A 16,755-nucleotide genomic window follows, 5' to 3' on the forward strand; every position below is an offset into this window, starting at 1 on the left:
TTTATAACGCCTCTCTTGTTGATAAATATTTTTCAAGGCCCTTTTTCCGTAATAGACAGGAAGGACATTCCCCGCAGCCGTCAGCAATCATTCCGTTGTAACAAGTTAGGGTTTTTTCTCTTACAAAATCCAGGGCATTGAGTTCATCGGCCAACTGCCAAGTTTCAGCCTTATCCAGCCACATTAACGGAGTATGGATGACAAATTCCTTATCCATCGACAGGTTTAGGGTCACGTTTAAAGATTTTATAAATATGTCACGGCAATCTGGGTATCCACTAAAGTCCGTTTCACACACACCAGTTACAAGGTGTTTGGCTCCAACCTGGCTCGCCAGTACGCCTGCAAAAGAGATAAATAAAAGATTCCGTCCCGGAACAAAGGTCGATGGAAGCTCGCCATCCACACCCTCTTTCACCTCAATGTCATCACGGGTTAATGCATTGGGGGCCAATTGGTTTAATAAAGACATATCTAAAATATGGTGCCTGACACCAAGTTCATTCGCTATATTTTTGGCACACTCAATTTCTAGATAATGCCTTTGGTTATAATCAAAAGTAACAACTTCTACTTCTTTAAATTGTTTTAATGCCCAAAATAAGCAAGTGGTGCTGTCTTGGCCGCCACTGAATACGACAACTGCTTTTTCATCCTTCAACATACTAAGGAATTCTCCTTTCAAAATAGAAAAAACAGCACCCCAAGATCGAAGTGCTGCTTCATCTTAGTTTTTTTAACGAGGGGGACTAGAACCTCTGCTATAAAATTTCAATACTAGAATAATATCATAAAGAAATAAAAATGGGTACCTACAGATATTGTTTTTTTAATTCGCAATAATCTATGTTGGTTGTTAAAGAACCAATCTTAGTAGTTACTGCAGCCCCAACCTGATTAGCAAACTGAAGGTACTTTATTAATTGGGATTGATGAGTTGGCTTTCCTTTTTCGTGGAAGCAGTATAGGAGTGCCGCTATAAAAGCATCACCCGCACCAGTGGTATCAACCGCTTCAACCTTCGGAGCTGGTGAGAATACCTTGTTCCCATTCATTACAGCGTAAGCACCTTTGGCCCCCATGGTCACAAATAGGAAAGGGATTTCCCAATCGGATAGTTTCTCTAAACCTGCCTCAAACGAACTGGTTTCAGTCAAAAAATATAACTCCTCCTCCGCGATTTTTACAACATCGGCTTTTTTTAAAAAAGAAGTAATCGTTTGCCGACATTGCTCCTCGCTCTCCCAGCGCTTTAAGCGAATATTCGTATCAAACGCGATCAAATTACCGTAGTACTTGGCATAGTTTAAGGAAGTTTCTGTTGTCTCTTCCGCTTTTTTGTGAAAAAGAGTACCTGACCCGAAATAAAATACCTTTGTCTGCTCAAACACTTCTTTTTTTAGTTCATCCGCTGTTAATAGTTCATCTGGCGTATCGTTTAGGTAGGAGTGAAAATAACGCTCGCCCTGATCGTTTGTATACACATAGACACCACAAATTTTTTTACTCGGAGAGTGAACTGTAAATTCGGTATTAATCCCCTCATTCGCTAGTTCTTGTTCAACAAATTGACTGATTTCATCCTCACCCAATTTACACAAATAATAAGTAGGAATTCCAAGCCGCTGGGTCCCTACAGCAACATAACGGTAGCCCCACCCAACAGCTGTTGGAATTTTGTATTAGTAGAATCGACTGAAAGGTAGTCGACAAATGCTTCTCCTAGTGAAATGACGCCCTTTTTTTCCAAGATTCTTCTCCTTTGAAAAAATAAATAAAAACCCACCCAATAACAATAAGAATTTGAGTGGGTTGTCCATTTTTTATTGGTCCGCGAATTCCCTGGCAATTCTCTCAAACGCTTCTTTTATCATCGGACGTGGTGAGGGAATACAAATTCTTTGATAGTTTAGTCCTTCTTCACCAAACATTTTTCCGTCTTCAAGAATAACATTTGCCTTATTATAAATCCGATCATGAACCTCTTCAGGAGATAAGCCATACCCGCTAAAATCCATCCACATAATATAGGTTCCTTCAGGGATTCTCACCTTAACCTTCGGCATGTTTTCAGCTAAAAATTCAACGGCCCATTCCATCGTCCCGTCAATGTATTCCTTCAGCTGCTCGAGCCATTCATCACCATCATGGTATACAGATATCAAGGCTGATACAGTGAAAGGCGATGGTAAATGGTTACCCATTACACGGGTAAAGTTTTTTCGATGTTTCGGATTGGTGATAATGACGTTCGTACAGTGCAGCCCGGCAAGATTAAATGTTTTGTTAATAGCTGTAAACGAGATGATGTGGTCTGCATTCTCTACTACTTTTGCGATTGGCAGGAAAGTTTGGTTCTGGCGAGTCAAATCCCCATGGATTTCATCTGCGACAATTAGCACATCATTGGCTGCACAAATATCGGATAATTTATGTAATTCTTCTTGGCTAAAGATCCTGCCAGTTGGATTATGGGGGTTACATAGTATGAACATTTTTGTCTTTTCATCTTTTGCTTTTTCCTCAAAATCTGCAAAGTCGATATGATAATAACCGTCCTCATCACATTTTAGAGCATTATTTAAGAGTTCTCGACCGTTGGCTTCAATCGCTGCCGTAAATGGAGGATAAACTGGCCGTTGAATGATTATTCCTTCACCTGGATTAGTGAATGCTCTGACGGCAATATTTAAGGCATGAACGGTACCTGGACTATAAATAATTTCTTCTTTCTGGATTTCCCAATCATGTCTCTTTTTGAACCAATGTTGAATCGCTTCAAAATACTCGTCGGGAAAGATGGAATAACCGAAGATTCGATGGTCCACTGTTTTATGTAAGGCATCAATTAAAGGCTGCGGAACGGGTAGATCCATATCTGCTGTGAAGAAAGGAATCGTCTCTTCGTCGTACCTGTCCGTAAGCCCCATCTTTTTAATCATTTCACCGCCATCCCACTTGATGGAATAAGTCCCTCTGCGATTAACAATCTCATCAAAATTATATTTCATGCATATCACCTTTCGTCGTCGAATAGATGTGTGAACCATAGCAAGGAGTCACTTCATATAATTTACATCTTACTCAAATCGTAACCCACAAGAGCGAAACTTTCCATTTAATTCTCTTATTTCACATAGAAACTGCCCGGATATTTCTAATATCCCGGCAGTACAAATGGTGACAGGCACCGTAAATGTTAGAATTTGAGTTTGGAGATCATGTAGAGTTCGGCTTGGAGTTTGTCTAGGATTTGTGGGAAAGGGGTGTGCATGAATAGTGGGAAGAGGTCTTCAAGGGCGTCTTCGTAGGTTTGCCCCATAAGTTCTCGGAATTTAACGTATCTTTCATAAAACATAGCTTTTTCGTAATCAAGTCCCAATTCATAGAGACCATTAGCAAAATCTTCCCTTGGGATCTTCTTGATTTTTCGAAAGACCTTCTCGTTTTTATCAATTAATTTTTCATTTAAGTAATGGGTTACATAATCAGAATAGATCATTTGGCCAATATCATCTGTATCCTGCTTAGAATAGTTAAATCCGATGACATGGTTGTCCTTACTTTCCTGAAGAATAAACGTTTTATTTCCTCTTAAATGAGCAATGAAACTTTTAACGTTTCTATCAAATATTTTATCAAATTGGATGATTTGCTGGAGATTGTACGCAAATTCTTTGTGTTCTTCCCCGACAACAAACAAACGGTCCACGATCGGTAAAAGCTTTAATACCCCAGCTGATAATTGGCTTGATGCATCATAAATGGTTATATCGTGGGCTCTCTTCATTTGTTTGACTTGGCGCTTTTGTTCGGTAACGGTTAATTTCGAAAATTCCTGGATTAATTCATTCGAAGGATTTTCTCTCTCTAATGAGCCATAGGAAATGAAAGCAACGGATAAATTTGTGTTTGTTTTTAACCAATGATAAATGGAAACAGACAATTCGGTTACTCCTGATTTTGCTTTTGGGGAATAAAAACCAACTAAATACAACTCTTTCACCTGCCTTTATAAATCATATTCGCAGATGAATAATTGGAATGGGACAATCCTCTATGAATGTAAATAATCATGAAACAAAAGTGGACATGGTATCAAGCTGCCATGTCCACTTAGGAAAAAGTTTAATGATTAAAATACTGAGAGCCGTTCTGCATATTGGTTTGATTGCCCTTCATTTGAACATACAATGGGTTTTGAATATGTTGCTGCTGCATTGCTCCAGTTGACATTCCGCCTACTTGGCCCATTGGCATCATATTTTGGCCTGATCTTGAAACATGTGTTGGCTGGTTCATTTGAGTGCCGCCCATCATGTTGTTAACCATCATCCCTTGATCCACATTTTGTGTTTGTCCAGGATTAACCATGTACTGAGCTTTTAATGATTCATTGACAGGCTGGAAAGTGTGTAAATAGGTTTTCGCAGTATGATCTCTCATCGTTGGAATCTGATATTGCCCCTGCTGGTTCATAAATAAAAATACTTCATAGGCTTGATTCACACAGTTAACAGCACCATTTAGTAGAACTTGACGAAGATTAGGGTCGGCAATTTCTAAAGTAGCCTTTACGCCATTTGCTGCACCATTCTTATGACAGATCAGCAAGGCACTGGCAATTTCATAGTCATTAAAAGTTGTGTTGCTCTCAGGGGTTACCATGCTTGGATTATCTAACCCATATTGAATTTGATCAGGTTTAACGGAATTAACATGGGTATTTGCCGACATTGGCGCGAAATTTTGATAATCATGTGTATAAGAGACCACTGTATCATAGGATTTAATTTCTTCCTGTAAGTGACGATGAATCATTTCTTTTAACTGAGGGTTTTTCGCTTGTTGTGCATAAAGATTAAAATGGTTAATCATATTAATTTTTTCTGTTAATATTTCATGGACTTCCATTGCTTCATGAGCTCCGAATGGCATCAAAAACACTCCCTTTTGTTTTCTTTAACAAAAGTATTATCCTCATGCATCCGCGCTTGTATGTGTACCATTGATTTTTCCTTAGTGGTAAATTAAGGACTAACTTAAAAAAAGTGCACCATAGGCTAATCCACCTACAATCACGAAAGCAGGATGCACCTTCCATTTTTCCAATAATAATAAACTCACTACAGCAATGATAATGGTTTGTATTAACCCATTTGAACTATAAGAAGTTTTAAAAAAGTCAAAAGTAAGACCTGCCATTAAAATGGCCACCGTTGGCACAACGATTTTGGATAATCGCTTTACTCGTTGTGAATCTTTATATTTGAAGATTAACTGTAACAGGACAATCATTAAAATTAAGGACGGTGCAATAGTGGCAATTTCAGCAATCACTGCACCTAGCACCCCGCCTACATCAAAACCAATGTAGCCGGCCATCTTGGTGGCGATGGGCCCTGGCAACGCATTAGCTAACGCTAAAATCTCACTAAATTCACTAGTTGTGACCCAGCCATAACGACTGACCACTTCATGTTCGATTAAGGGAATGGACGCGGGTCCGCCCCCATATCCAACAATACTTGGTATAAAAAATGCGATAAATAGTTGTAAATAAATCATAAGCTCTCACTTTTTTCGTTAATTGGAAATTCCATTTTTTCTTTTTTATCGGGAATAACTAACGCTGCAATCAGCAATACTCCCACCACAATTCCTGGATGGACATGAAAGATTTCCATCACGATAAAACTCCCAGCCAGCAGAAGGAAACCTTTTTTCCAGCCCCATCCATTCTTTGATTTTTTCAAAAACTCCCATGTTAAGGTACCCATCATTACACCCACAATCGGTACTACGGCTCCCGTCATCCCTTGTACTCTAGGATTATTCTTAAACTGATTAAAGGAAGTTAATAAGACAAGCATCATCAATATTGTTGGTAAAACGGTCGCCAAAATGGCATTAATCATCCCCATGGTTCCGCCGAGCCGATAGCCGATATAGCCAGCCATCTTGGTGGCGATTGGTCCAGGCAGCGTGTTGGCGAGTGCCAAGATATCACTAAATTCTTGATCATTCATCCATTTAAACGTACCCACTACTTCTTTATGTACGAGTGGGATGGCGGATGGTCCACCTCCAAAGCCTAGTAATCCAGATCTGAAAAATGCGATAAATAAATTCCTTTGAAGTTTCACTGTTAAATCACCTTTTTTCTTGTTCGCTTCTTATTATTGATGTAAACTACAAAGCTCTTGGACTAGTAAATTCATTATTCTCCACCCATTGTACCATAAACTAAAAAGGATGATTTCCCTTTGAAAGTTTTGGATAAATTGTTTTTGAAGATTGATTGGTTTACTCAAGTCGATTCTGTCTGACAAACTCCCTTCCCCTTTTTCAAGAAAGAAGCGCCGCTATAAGGAATCGTCACTAATCTCATCAATTATTACAGACACCTCTCCTTTGTTTACCCAATAAACTATGTTATGTTTATTATTTACGAATTTCCATTCGTACAACGAACACCAATAGGAAATTTCTCTCAAACAAAAGCTTTTCATGTCCTAAATTCCAATACTGGCCTTCTACTGCAGATATTGAAAAATCAATTAACATGTTTGCTGAGCTTGGCCTAGATAATCAAATTACCGAGCTTGATGTTAGCCTCTATGGTTGGCCGCCAAAACCTGCGTATGAAACCTAGGGATGATTTCAGCGGATAAATTACAAGCGCAAGCCGACTGTAACGACCAATTATTTAAGCTTTATGAAAAATTAGGTGACAAAATTAGAAATGTGAATCCCCTAACTCAAATTAATATGGGTGAGAAACGCTCATACACTATTCTCTTTCGTTGTCGCCTATAATATTTATGCTTCTTTTTAGTTGTTCCCAGTCTAATTCAAAAACAATAAAACTATTCAATATTGTAAGTGCTTTCACAAAAAAGTCTAAAGTTTTTAGCAAATCCCTGTTTTTTAAGTTTGATTTTCATGCTAAAATAAATTCACAATTTTATCTTAATAATTAAAAAATTTTATAAGCCAATTTTAAGGGAAAATTAATGTTATTTAGATATAATGGAAGGTGTATCGAAGAAAAAACAACAAATGAACCTAAAACTATAACACATAACTTTTAGAGGTGAAGATCATGCAACTAACTGTAAATAAAAATGAAGAAGATAAAAAAGTTCCAACCACTTATTCAAGAACGAACCCTTTTCCGGCAAAAGCTCTTAAAAACGTAAATTTAAATGGGGCAGGCTCTAGTAAAGAAACAAGGCATATTGAGTTATCATTGGAAGGATCAGGTCTTTCCTATAATCCAGGTGATGCCCTTGGGATTCTCCCAAAAAATGATCCAGAACTTGTGGCTTCATTACTTCAAGAAATGAATTGGGATGAAAAGACTGTTGTCATCATTAATAAACAAGGTGAAACACTTCCATTAAAAGAGGCGTTAACCGACTACTTTGAGATTACCTTATTATCAAAAAAAATTCTCCAAGCTGCAGCTGAATTGACAGAAAATGAAGAGCTTAAATCTCTAGTATTAATTGAAAATGCAAACCAGCTAAAAGAATATACCAACGGCCGTGATTTGCTTGATTTGTTAAAAGATTTTGGACCTTGGAAAGCTACCGCTCAAGAGATTGTTTCTTTATTAAGAAAAATGACTCCGCGTCTCTATTCAATCGCGAGCAGTCTAGCGGCCCACCCTGGTGAAGTGCATCTAACCATCGGTGCTGTTCGCTACAACGCTCACGGCCGCGAACGCAAAGGGGTTTGTTCTGTACAAGTTGCAGAACGTATTCAAGAAGGAGAGACACTACCAGTGTTCGTACAGCCAAATAAACACTTTCATCTCCCAGACACACAAGAAAAAGACATTATTATGGTGGGTCCAGGGACAGGCATTGCTCCATTCCGCTCGTTTATTGAAGAACGTGCAGTGAATAAAGCAACTGGAAAGTCATGGCTGTTTTTTGGAGATCAACATGCAGCATCCGATTTTCTTTATCAAGATGAATTAGAAAAATATCAAAAAGAAGGCGTACTAACGAAATTAGAAACTGCTTTCTCCCGTGATTCTGCAGAAAAAGTATATGTACAACATAAAATGCTAGAAAACAGTAAGGAACTATTTGAATGGCTGGAAAACGGAGCATACTTTTATGTTTGTGGAGATAAGCAATATATGGCGAAAGATGTCCACAACGCGCTCTTAAGTGTGATTGAAAAAGAAGGATCAATGACTCCTGAACAAGCAGAAGCCTATCTAAATGATATGAAGACGCAAGGCCGTTACCAACGCGATGTCTATTAAAATAAATTAGTGTTAATCAAAAAGAGTGACTCCAGATTAGTGAAGTCACTCTTTTTCCTTATTTTTTTCCTTTACTCGCTATCATTGTTGATAATTCAATCCAAAATCAAATCCATACTTGTCCCCACTCTTATTTTTATAAACATAAGAAGGGTCTTCTTCATATCCAGGAATATCTCCAACTTCGTTATCGACAGCTGCTTTATTCGCTGGTATGGTGAATGGAAGTTTTCCTGTCGGATTGAATTTGCCGCGAATAACATCCACAATTGCCTCTGCCTTCGTTCCAAACGTCGCAACCACCGCTGCTGCATTTGGTTCAATTTGGTCTATTAACCATGGATTCGTAAAATTAATGGCCGTAATGGTCGGTACCGTTTTCTGAATTTCGATAATCCGATCGACATTTGTGATTCCTGTTTCTGAACCTACGGAAATCCGTGGGTTATTGTCCCAGTTCGATTGAACAGGTCGAACCCATACGAATGCATGTGTGGCTTCTGCAAGATTGTCTGTTACTGTGATCGAAGGGTCATATTTTTGAATCGTTTCTCTTAATTTCTTCGTAGCTGCAGCATCATTTCCACCTGGGAACATTTCAACATAAAGCTTAACATCTTTAATCTTTCCATCCTTCAAAGGAAGTAGATTCTCATCATTGACTTTATCATTACGCAAAAGAACAAGGGACTTGCGATGAGCTGCATCTGCCTTTTTCTTTGACTCCGGATTATTCGCCACATCAAGGGCATGCTGTCCATTTACGTAAGGGTTTTCAAAAAGGCCCAATTTCATCATCTCTGTTAGTAAAAATGAAACAGATTGATCGACTTTTTCTTCTTTAAGGATGCCATGTTTTACTGCATTGATGATTGGAGTGGGATCAGAAGCGCCAGAGATAATATTCGTACCAGCATTGATAGCTTTTGCAAATTTTTCTTCTGATGTTAAGCTTTCAGCTCCCCATGCATTATTACCGACCGCGCCTGTATCAGAGTTAACATAACCCTTGAACCCAAGCTGCCCGCGAAGGAGATCCGTAATGATCGCTTTGTTTAATGCAAAACCAACTTCCTCAAATTGCTGGGTAGGGCTAAACCATGGTAACCCTTGGTCAGCACTAGTATTGCTTGGATAAGCATAATAAGGCATTACCGAAGACACACCAGCTGTAATTGCCGCTCTAAAGCTTGGAATATGATATTTTAACAAACTTCCAGCAGTTGGATATGGATTGAATTTGCCTTCCGGAAAATGTGGATCTAGGCCATTGTCGCGTGCCCCGCCGCCAGGAAAATGCTTGACAGTAATGGCGACACTGTCTTTACCCAACTCATCTCCTTGGAAACCCTTGATGACGTTATAAATCATGCCTGACGCAAGAGCTGGCTGTTCGCCAAACGTATCTTCAATTCGAGCCCAAAGTGGATCTGTCGCAATATCTGCTGTGTATCCATATACCTTGCGAATTCCTGCCGCTCTCCATTCTTTCGCAGCGGTTTCAGCAAAGTCCTTGACAAGACTGGTGTCACGCGTGGCGGCAAGCCCTAAAGGACCTGGCCAAAATGAATGTAAACCTGCCCCTTCACTGCTATTCGTATAATCAGTAGATGCATGATTCCGTGGATTGGAGGTGACGACAATAGGAATTCCTAATCTCGATCCTTCTGCCGCTTTTTGAAGCTGATTATTATAATCCGCAATTATATCCAATGTAGGGGTTTGCCGAAAAATATAGTAACGTGTATTTTGATCAATTAATTTATTTGGCAAGACTAATTTGTTATCCTTAAAAGCTGGGAATTCTGTAATCAGCATCATTCCCGCTTTTTCCTCAAGTGTCATCTTTTTGACAAGATCCTTGACCCGTACTTCAGTGGGCAGCTGCCAGTTTTCATATGGATCAAGCCGGCCATTGTTATTGAGGTCTTTGAATTTCTTGTCACCTTGGACAAGGATGTTTTTCGCCGTCGCAGCTATCTCAGGAGCATTTTGTTTATTGCCATTTGATTTCCCCTGCTCCGCACTTGCAAAAGGAATAACCGTCGATGACAGCATTAAAGCTGCAAGTGTTAATGATGCTGTTCTTTTAGAAAATCGTTTCAAATCTTTTCCTCCCCTTTACCTGTTTAGTTTTTCCAAAAAAAGATTGACTTAAATATTTACAGCCCTCCATCACCCCCGCAAAAAGAAAACGCTTCCAATCTCATTTCATTTTATAATCTTTCATTTAAAGAATAGTAGAGAGTTTTTTTAGAAGTTTTTGTGTTTTTTTAATTTTTCGAAAAATATAAAAAGGACTGCTAACTAAAAGCAGACCTTTTTACCTACAATATGGTCATCCATGTCTTTACTGCTGTAGCTAAGATTAAAATCCCCATAATGATTTGTAATACTTTTGTATTTACTTTTTTCCCAGCATTTGCTCCTAGCGGTGAAGCAATTAAACTGGCAACAACCATAATGAGAGATGGAAGAATCGCCACTTGCCCTGTCATTATTTTTCCTGAAACAGCTCCAATTGATGAAATAAAGGTAATGGCTAAGGACGAGGCAATGGTCATTCTTGTTGGAATCTTTAAAACTACTAACATGATTGGTACTAACAAAAACGCGCCTCCCGCTCCTACAATGCCAGCCCCAATTCCTACAAAAAAAGCAAATAATGCAGCAAGCCATTTGTTAAATATGACGTGTTCTAAAGGAATATCATCAATCCCCTTTTTGGGAACAACTATCATGACGACAGCAATAAGTGCTAAAATTCCATACACGAGATTAATCCCACTCTCTGGCATATGAGTTGAACCGAAACCACCAATAAAACTTCCCAAAAGGATACTAATTCCCATGTAGGCGATTAGTTTTTTATTTAAAAATCCTCCTTTGCGGTAAGCCAAAACGCCGCCAATTGTCGCAAAGAAAACCTGGATAGCAGTAATTCCTGAAACTTCATGAGCTGTAAAATGACCGACACCCAGCATAGCTGGAATATATAACAACATTGGAAAGTTGATAATGGCACCACCTATTCCTAGCATCCCAGAAATAAATGAGCCTATAAATCCAATTAGGAAGAGCGTGATTATAAAGCTAATATCCATGTTGTCCTCCTTTTGGCTGCCATTCTTAGTCTTCCTTTTTCGATTTTATCTAACTGCGCAACGGTTTGGACCGATTTCCATTTCACGTTGTTTTTCTAAGTCAGGATTTATTTTCCCCATATTCGTCTCACGAATTTCTTGATAAGCATTTGGCTGTGGCGGCAGGTTTTCGGTTACCATTTTTCTGAAATCATTTTCATCTTCAATGGTTAGACCGTGATTTTTTGCAAACAAGATACTTAATTTTTCTGACACACTGCCATCATCGTTTAATTCTTCCATAATCATAAAATGCGCCGGTAGAACAATAAGGTCATCTGATAATTCTCTATAACGTTTATAAAGAGTTTCTCTTAAATCGCTTACCCAGTCTTCTGCCATACCTGCTAGGTCTGGTCTTCCGATCGAATCAATGAATAAGATATCACCTGAAAGTAAAAACCTTCCATCTACTACAAAGGAAGTAGATCCGATTGTGTGACCAGGAGAATATAATGCTTGAATCGTAATGACGGTTTCACCAATTTTGACTTCATTTCCGTCTTCTAATGGCTGGTACGCAAAGGTAACTTCTGTTGCATCCTTTGGTGGTAACCAGTAGATTGCACCCGTTTTTTCAGCGATTGTACGACCTCCTGAAATATGATCAGCATGAAGATGAGTATCAAGTACATTCGTGATTTTTGCACCGATGCTTTCAGCAAATTCAAGATAGGTGTCAGTCATTCGTGTTGCATCAATCAGTGCTGCCTCTCCGTCTGAAACAACCATGTAGGATAAGCAGCCTTTACCAATTCGTACAAACTGATAAATTTCGCCTCCATCACGTAAGTCTCCAACTTTAACCGGTTCTAAATGTTCACTCCATGCTTTCATTCCACCCTTAAGGTATGACACATTTACCCCCGCTTCTGAGAGCATTTCTGCTACCATTATAGAGGAACCTTCTTTCGCACAAACAACTAATACTTCTTTGTCAGCTGGAATTTTTCCGATGATCTCTTCTACCCCATCCAGCAATTCAAAATAAGGGACATTTAAATAGTCAAAGTTTTCTCCTTCAATCTTCCAATCTTGAAAATCATTTTCGTTTCGCACGTCTAAAATAAATAGATCTTCCTTATTAAAGACTTTTTTTGATACGTCTTTTGAATACATACTAGTTACAGACATTTTAATTTACCCCCATAGTTTTATTTCGATAAAAAAGTTAAGTTATTTATTAATACCTGTTGATTGACCGTTCCACTGACTCATACCCGGTAGCACATTCATTACGTTTGTAAATCCTTGTTCCGCTAATTTCTGTGCTGCTAAATCACTGCGACTCCCTGTACGGCAAACGACATAAATTTCTTTTTCTTTATTTAGTTCGTCCATACGATCCTCTAATTCATCTAGGGGAATAGAGACCGCATCTGGGATATGGTTAAAGGCATATTCCGCCGCTTCCCTTACGTCAAGAACGACAATGTCTTCATTGTTTTCGATTTTGTTTTCAAGAATTTTATTATTTGTCACATTTGGGTACTTTTTTTCATTGGAATCATTATCCGAAGACTTACGAAGATAATGCTTTAGTATATCTCCTTCTTCAATTGTTCCAAGGTATTGATGACCTGTACTTTCTGCCCAAGCTTTTAAATCAGCTTTAGACCCTTTATCTGTAGCTTGAACTTCTAAAACATTACCTGCCTCAAGAGTATTCATTGCCTTTTTTGTTTTAATTATTGGCATAGGGCATGCTAATCCTTTTGCATCTAATGTAACGTTTGCTTTCATGTTTTCCATTATAAAACCTCCTGTTATATACCTATATAGGTATTTTTAAATTTAAAAAAATTTATTCTGTTTTACCTTCCCATGCATGCATGCCACCTGACATGTTTATGACGTTAAATCCAAAGCTTTGTTTCATGTTAACGCCCTCCTATGATTATCTGTAATTAAATAAACAAATTAACATTACCGTCCTCTGCATCTCCTAAATAAGCTGCCACACCTGCATATTCGATTGAATCTAATAACTCCTCTTGTTTGAGACCTAATAAATCCATTGTCATCGTGCAGGCTACGAGTTTTACATCCTGCTCTTGAGCCATTTCGATTAGTTGTGGTAAAGGCAGTGCGTTATGTTTTTTCATAATGTCCTTAATCATTTTTGGACCGAATCCGGCAAAATTCATTTTTGAAAGACCCATTTTATCTGCACCTCTAGGCATCATCTTTCCAAATATTTTTTCCATAAAACTTTTTTTCACCGAAATAATCTCATCCTTACGAAGAGCGTTTAATCCCCAAAATGTATGAAAAATAGTAACTTCATGATCATACGCAGCAGCACCATTTGCAATGATATAAGCTGCCATGGCTTTATCGTAATCTCCGCTAAATAAGACAATTGTCGTCTTTTTCTTATCCGTCATGTTGTAACCCTCCTAATGTAATTGAATAAAACCTATACCAGTACAGGTATTTGTAAATCTAAAAAAATTATCCTTTTTTGATCCAAAACTTTAAAATATCATTTTCCTCGTCATACTTTACTAATTCATGTCCTCCTGATTTTGCCCATGCAGGAAGATCATTTTTAGCCCCTTTATCAGTTGTGTGGATTTCTAAAACATCACCAGATTGAAGTTCATTGATCGCCTTTTTTGTTTTAACAATTGGCATAGGACAAGCTAAACCTTTGGCATCTAATACTTTTGCTATATTCATTGTTTATTCCCTCCTGTTTTTTACTTACCATTACCCCTATGGGTATAATACTAATCAAAATAAAAGAGGGTGTCAACCCTTTTTTATCGGCTTTTCACTAACAAATTAACAGCTTCTTTTACTAATTCTTCCATGCTTTCCCCTTGTTGTTCCGCTTTTTGTACACATTCCACTAAATTGGAGCTTACAATTACTCCAATGGTACGATCAATGGCCGTTCTAGCTGCAGATAATTGGGTGATTACTTCTTTACAATCCTTATTATCTTCCATCATTTTTAAAATTCCTCTAAGCTGTCCTTCAATCCGTTTAGCTCTATTTTTAATTTGATCATTGTATTCCATGTTTTTTGCCTCCTTTAACAATAAGTTTTTATCTTCCTTTAATAATATCTTCGAATGATGAATGATTGTATATCCAACATGATCTATACTATACCCCAATAGGTATATAGTCAATAGAATAACTTTAAAAATAACATGAATGGATAAAAATAAAATTGAGCGCGATTAATGTGACGGTCGAAATTTTTATTTTTGTTTAATATAAATACATTAAATACCATTATTATCTTCCTCTCTGTTTTTTCTATCAAATGAAATTGCGTACTTTGTCACCATTATTTTTACCTTTCATACAATAAAAATTATCGACATCTATTGTAAATTTACGTTAATATTATATAATTCAAAGTACAACTATAGGAATTAATGGAATAGGAGGCTGGGTATGCGTTTTTTTAAAAATCTTTTTATTGAACATTGTCCAAAATGTAATCAAGTATTAGAGACCAAAAACTCGAATATCTTAAAATCAATTGTTATTAAATCATGTCCGGAACTACATTATCAAAAAGAGTTTCATCCAGCTTTTGAAACATATATTGAAAGTAATAAGGTTTCTTAAGATACAATAACAAAAAAGACAGCTTCAAAAGCTGCTTTCTTTGTTATTGTTCGTTTTCTATGGAAATCTTCACATATCCTTCCCAATAAAAAGAAAAAGAACCCTTTACGAGTTCTTTTCAGAATAAAACATATCCAAGTGAATAGTAATCCAAACTGAGTTTTAAGAGAAAAGTTGGCAATAGAAAAGGACAAATAATTAGCTGCCGATATTTTCACCGTTTGTCGATATAACTTCTTTATACCAGTAGAAAGACTTTTTCTTTTTGCGTTCCAATGTCCCGCTTCCATCATCATGTTTGTCTACATAAATAAAGCCATACCGTTTAGAGAACTCACCTGAAGACATGCTGACCATATCGATACACCCCCAAGTGGTATAGCCCATCAGTTCAACACCATCTTCAATGGCTTCACCCATTGCCTGAACGTGTTCACGCAGATAATCAATCCGGTAATCATCATTTATCGAACCATCTTCTTCTACCTTGTCATAAGCACCCAAGCCATTTTCCACGATAAAGAGTGGAATTTGATATCGATCATACAATTTATTTAAAGAAATCCGTAATCCTACAGGGTCAATTTCCCAGCCCCAATCACTTGCTTTTAGGAATGGATTTTTCACTCCGCCTATGATATTTCCTTGTGAAGCTTCTTCAACTGTTTTCACTTTTTTTTCTGTCCTCGACATGTAATAACTAAAGCCGATATAATCAACCTTACCTTGCTTGATTAAATCTAAGTCTCCATCATGAATCTCTAATTCAATTTGATGTTCCTTAAAATAGCGCTTAATGAAGGCTGGATACTCACCGCGTACTTGCACATCTCCACAAAAATAATTAAATAGTTGTTCTTCCTGAAGGGAATAGAGTACATTTTCAGGATTACTATCAAAAGCATAGACAGGAGCATAGAGGATCATACAGCCGATTTGCGAATTTGGAATGATTTCATGGCACGCTTTGACGGCCATCGCGCTTGCAAGAAATTGATGGTGGTACGCCTGGAAGGTTGGCTGGAATTTATCCGCTTCGTTTTGAATCGAAAAACCAAGACCTTGAATCGGCATCACCAAGCCGCTATTGATTTCATTAAATGTCATCCAGTACTTTACTTTATTTTTATAACGATTGAAAATAGCCATTGCGTATCTTTCAAAGAAAGTCACCACTTGACGGTTTCGCCATCCGCCATATTCCTTAACAAGGTGAAGGGGCATTTCATAGTGTGAGATGGTAACCACTGGCTCGATCCCATACTTGTGCAGTTCATCAAACACCCGATCATAGAAGGCTAGACCTTCTTCATTGGCCACTACTTCATCACCATTTGGGAAAATTCGTGTCCAGGCGATTGACATCCGGAAGGCCTTAAAACCCATTTCCGCAAACAAGGCTATATCTTCCTTATAGCGATGATAAAAATCAATCGCCTCATGATTTGGATAGCTGTTTTTTTCAGGATGGATTTCAAAATCAAATCCTGGATTTAAAAGAACGTTATAACGCTCCTTTCCACCTGGAAGGACGTCCGCAATATTTAGCCCTTTATTTCCTTCTTTATATCCACCTTCCATTTGGTTGGCTGCTGTTGCGCCACCCCATAAAAAACCGTTTGGGAATTGATAATTTTCCATTTGAGTACCCCCTGATATTTTTTACATAGTAATTACTATTTGTTAGTTGTCGATATTTAATCTCACGCTTCCTAATGAATCGTAACGATATTTTACAAGATA

The 16,755-nt window shown here is 37.8% G+C and carries 17 protein-coding genes; 1 reads left to right on the forward strand and 16 read right to left on the reverse strand.

Annotated elements, in window-relative coordinates:
• Position 1: 1 nt before the first annotated feature.
• From queC to L1999_RS16675, 8 genes are all read right to left on the reverse strand, one after another.
• Positions 2 to 661 carry a 7-cyano-7-deazaguanine synthase QueC gene (gene queC / locus L1999_RS16640; protein WP_235744375.1) on the reverse strand — a complete coding sequence of 220 codons (660 nt, stop codon included), beginning with the start codon at positions 659 to 661 and terminating at the stop codon, positions 2 to 4.
• Positions 662 to 812: 151 nt separating this feature from the next.
• Positions 813 to 1,601 carry a carbohydrate kinase family protein gene (locus tag L1999_RS16645; RefSeq protein ID WP_235739568.1) on the reverse strand — a complete coding sequence of 263 codons (789 nt, stop codon included), beginning with the start codon at positions 1,599 to 1,601 and terminating at the stop codon, positions 813 to 815.
• 222 nt (positions 1,602 to 1,823) lie between these two features.
• A complete protein-coding gene (locus L1999_RS16650) occupies positions 1,824 to 3,011 on the reverse strand; it encodes a MalY/PatB family protein (RefSeq protein ID WP_235739569.1) in 1,188 nt (395 codons plus the stop codon).
• 188 nt (positions 3,012 to 3,199) lie between these two features.
• Positions 3,200 to 3,946, reverse strand: coding sequence for a hypothetical protein (locus tag L1999_RS16655; protein ID WP_235739570.1), 747 nt, complete (start codon positions 3,944 to 3,946; stop codon positions 3,200 to 3,202).
• A 182-nt stretch (positions 3,947 to 4,128) separates the two neighbouring features.
• Positions 4,129 to 4,938, reverse strand: a complete 810-nt coding sequence (locus L1999_RS16660) for a spore coat protein (protein WP_235739571.1) — start codon at positions 4,936 to 4,938, stop codon at positions 4,129 to 4,131.
• Between the two features lie 99 nt (positions 4,939 to 5,037).
• A complete protein-coding gene (locus L1999_RS16665; protein WP_235739572.1) occupies positions 5,038 to 5,568 on the reverse strand; it encodes a chromate transporter in 531 nt (176 codons plus the stop codon).
• Positions 5,565 to 6,146 carry a chromate transporter gene (locus L1999_RS16670; RefSeq protein WP_235739573.1) on the reverse strand — a complete coding sequence of 194 codons (582 nt, stop codon included), beginning with the start codon at positions 6,144 to 6,146 and terminating at the stop codon, positions 5,565 to 5,567. Before L1999_RS16670 ends, L1999_RS16665 begins: the two co-directional genes overlap by 4 nt.
• 33 nt (positions 6,147 to 6,179) lie before the next feature.
• A complete protein-coding gene (locus L1999_RS16675) occupies positions 6,180 to 6,332 on the reverse strand; it encodes a hypothetical protein (RefSeq protein WP_235739574.1) in 153 nt (50 codons plus the stop codon).
• 773 nt (positions 6,333 to 7,105) lie between these two features.
• On the opposite strand from L1999_RS16675, the gene L1999_RS16685 reads away from it, so the two are divergent.
• A complete protein-coding gene (locus L1999_RS16685; RefSeq protein ID WP_235739575.1) occupies positions 7,106 to 8,281 on the forward strand; it encodes a sulfite reductase subunit alpha in 1,176 nt (391 codons plus the stop codon).
• Positions 8,282 to 8,362: 81 nt separating this feature from the next.
• Here L1999_RS16685 and L1999_RS16690 read toward each other — a convergent pair whose 3' ends face one another.
• From L1999_RS16690 to L1999_RS16725, 8 genes are all read right to left on the reverse strand, one after another.
• Positions 8,363 to 10,387: a glycoside hydrolase family 3 protein gene (locus L1999_RS16690; protein ID WP_235739576.1), complete on the reverse strand. Its 2,025-nt coding sequence runs from the start codon at positions 10,385 to 10,387 to the stop codon at positions 8,363 to 8,365.
• Positions 10,388 to 10,608: 221 nt separating this feature from the next.
• The gene (locus tag L1999_RS16695; protein WP_235739577.1) at positions 10,609 to 11,385 is read right to left on the reverse strand and encodes a sulfite exporter TauE/SafE family protein; all 777 of its coding nucleotides are present in this window, start codon (positions 11,383 to 11,385) and stop codon (positions 10,609 to 10,611) included.
• Between the two features lie 45 nt (positions 11,386 to 11,430).
• On the reverse strand, positions 11,431 to 12,558 hold the full coding sequence (locus L1999_RS16700) for an MBL fold metallo-hydrolase (RefSeq protein ID WP_235739578.1): 1,128 nt from the start codon (positions 12,556 to 12,558) through the stop codon (positions 11,431 to 11,433).
• Between the two features lie 42 nt (positions 12,559 to 12,600).
• A complete protein-coding gene (locus tag L1999_RS16705; RefSeq protein WP_235739579.1) occupies positions 12,601 to 13,176 on the reverse strand; it encodes a sulfurtransferase TusA family protein in 576 nt (191 codons plus the stop codon).
• Between the two features lie 155 nt (positions 13,177 to 13,331).
• Positions 13,332 to 13,811 (reverse strand): DsrE/DsrF/DrsH-like family protein, encoded by a 480-nt coding sequence (locus tag L1999_RS16710; RefSeq protein ID WP_235739580.1) that lies wholly within the window; start codon positions 13,809 to 13,811, stop codon positions 13,332 to 13,334.
• Positions 13,812 to 13,878: 67 nt separating this feature from the next.
• Positions 13,879 to 14,106, reverse strand: coding sequence for a sulfurtransferase TusA family protein (locus tag L1999_RS16715; RefSeq protein ID WP_235739581.1), 228 nt, complete (start codon positions 14,104 to 14,106; stop codon positions 13,879 to 13,881).
• 83 nt (positions 14,107 to 14,189) lie between these two features.
• Entirely contained in the window at positions 14,190 to 14,450 is a 261-nt protein-coding gene (locus L1999_RS16720; protein ID WP_215042128.1) for a metal-sensitive transcriptional regulator, read from the reverse strand.
• Between the two features lie 760 nt (positions 14,451 to 15,210).
• Positions 15,211 to 16,653, reverse strand: coding sequence for a glycoside hydrolase family 1 protein (locus L1999_RS16725; protein ID WP_235739582.1), 1,443 nt, complete (start codon positions 16,651 to 16,653; stop codon positions 15,211 to 15,213).
• Positions 16,654 to 16,755 lie beyond the last annotated feature (102 nt).

This window comes from Neobacillus drentensis (assembly GCF_021560175.1).
Lineage (GTDB): Bacteria > Bacillota > Bacilli > Bacillales > Cytobacillaceae > Neobacillus > Neobacillus drentensis_A.

Bases quoted from the DNA above. Each gene is read 5' to 3' on its own strand.
- L1999_RS16650 (WP_235739569.1), bottom strand. From the start codon at position 3,011: ATGAAATATAATTTTGATGAGATTGTTAATCGCAGAGGGACTTATTCC.
- L1999_RS16660 (WP_235739571.1), bottom strand. From the start codon at position 4,938: ATGCCATTCGGAGCTCATGAAGCAATGGAAGTCCATGAAATATTAACA.
- L1999_RS16665 (WP_235739572.1), bottom strand. From the start codon at position 5,568: ATGATTTATTTACAACTATTTATCGCATTTTTTATACCAAGTATTGTT.
- L1999_RS16685 (WP_235739575.1), top strand. From the start codon at position 7,106: ATGCAACTAACTGTAAATAAAAATGAAGAAGATAAAAAAGTTCCAACC.
- L1999_RS16695 (WP_235739577.1), bottom strand. From the start codon at position 11,385: ATGGATATTAGCTTTATAATCACGCTCTTCCTAATTGGATTTATAGGC.
- L1999_RS16700 (WP_235739578.1), bottom strand. From the start codon at position 12,558: ATGTCTGTAACTAGTATGTATTCAAAAGACGTATCAAAAAAAGTCTTT.
- L1999_RS16705 (WP_235739579.1), bottom strand. From the start codon at position 13,176: ATGGAAAACATGAAAGCAAACGTTACATTAGATGCAAAAGGATTAGCA.
- L1999_RS16710 (WP_235739580.1), bottom strand. From the start codon at position 13,811: ATGACGGATAAGAAAAAGACGACAATTGTCTTATTTAGCGGAGATTAC.
- L1999_RS16715 (WP_235739581.1), bottom strand. From the start codon at position 14,106: ATGAATATAGCAAAAGTATTAGATGCCAAAGGTTTAGCTTGTCCTATG.
- L1999_RS16720 (WP_215042128.1), bottom strand. From the start codon at position 14,450: ATGGAATACAATGATCAAATTAAAAATAGAGCTAAACGGATTGAAGGA.
- L1999_RS16725 (WP_235739582.1), bottom strand. From the start codon at position 16,653: ATGGAAAATTATCAATTCCCAAACGGTTTTTTATGGGGTGGCGCAACA.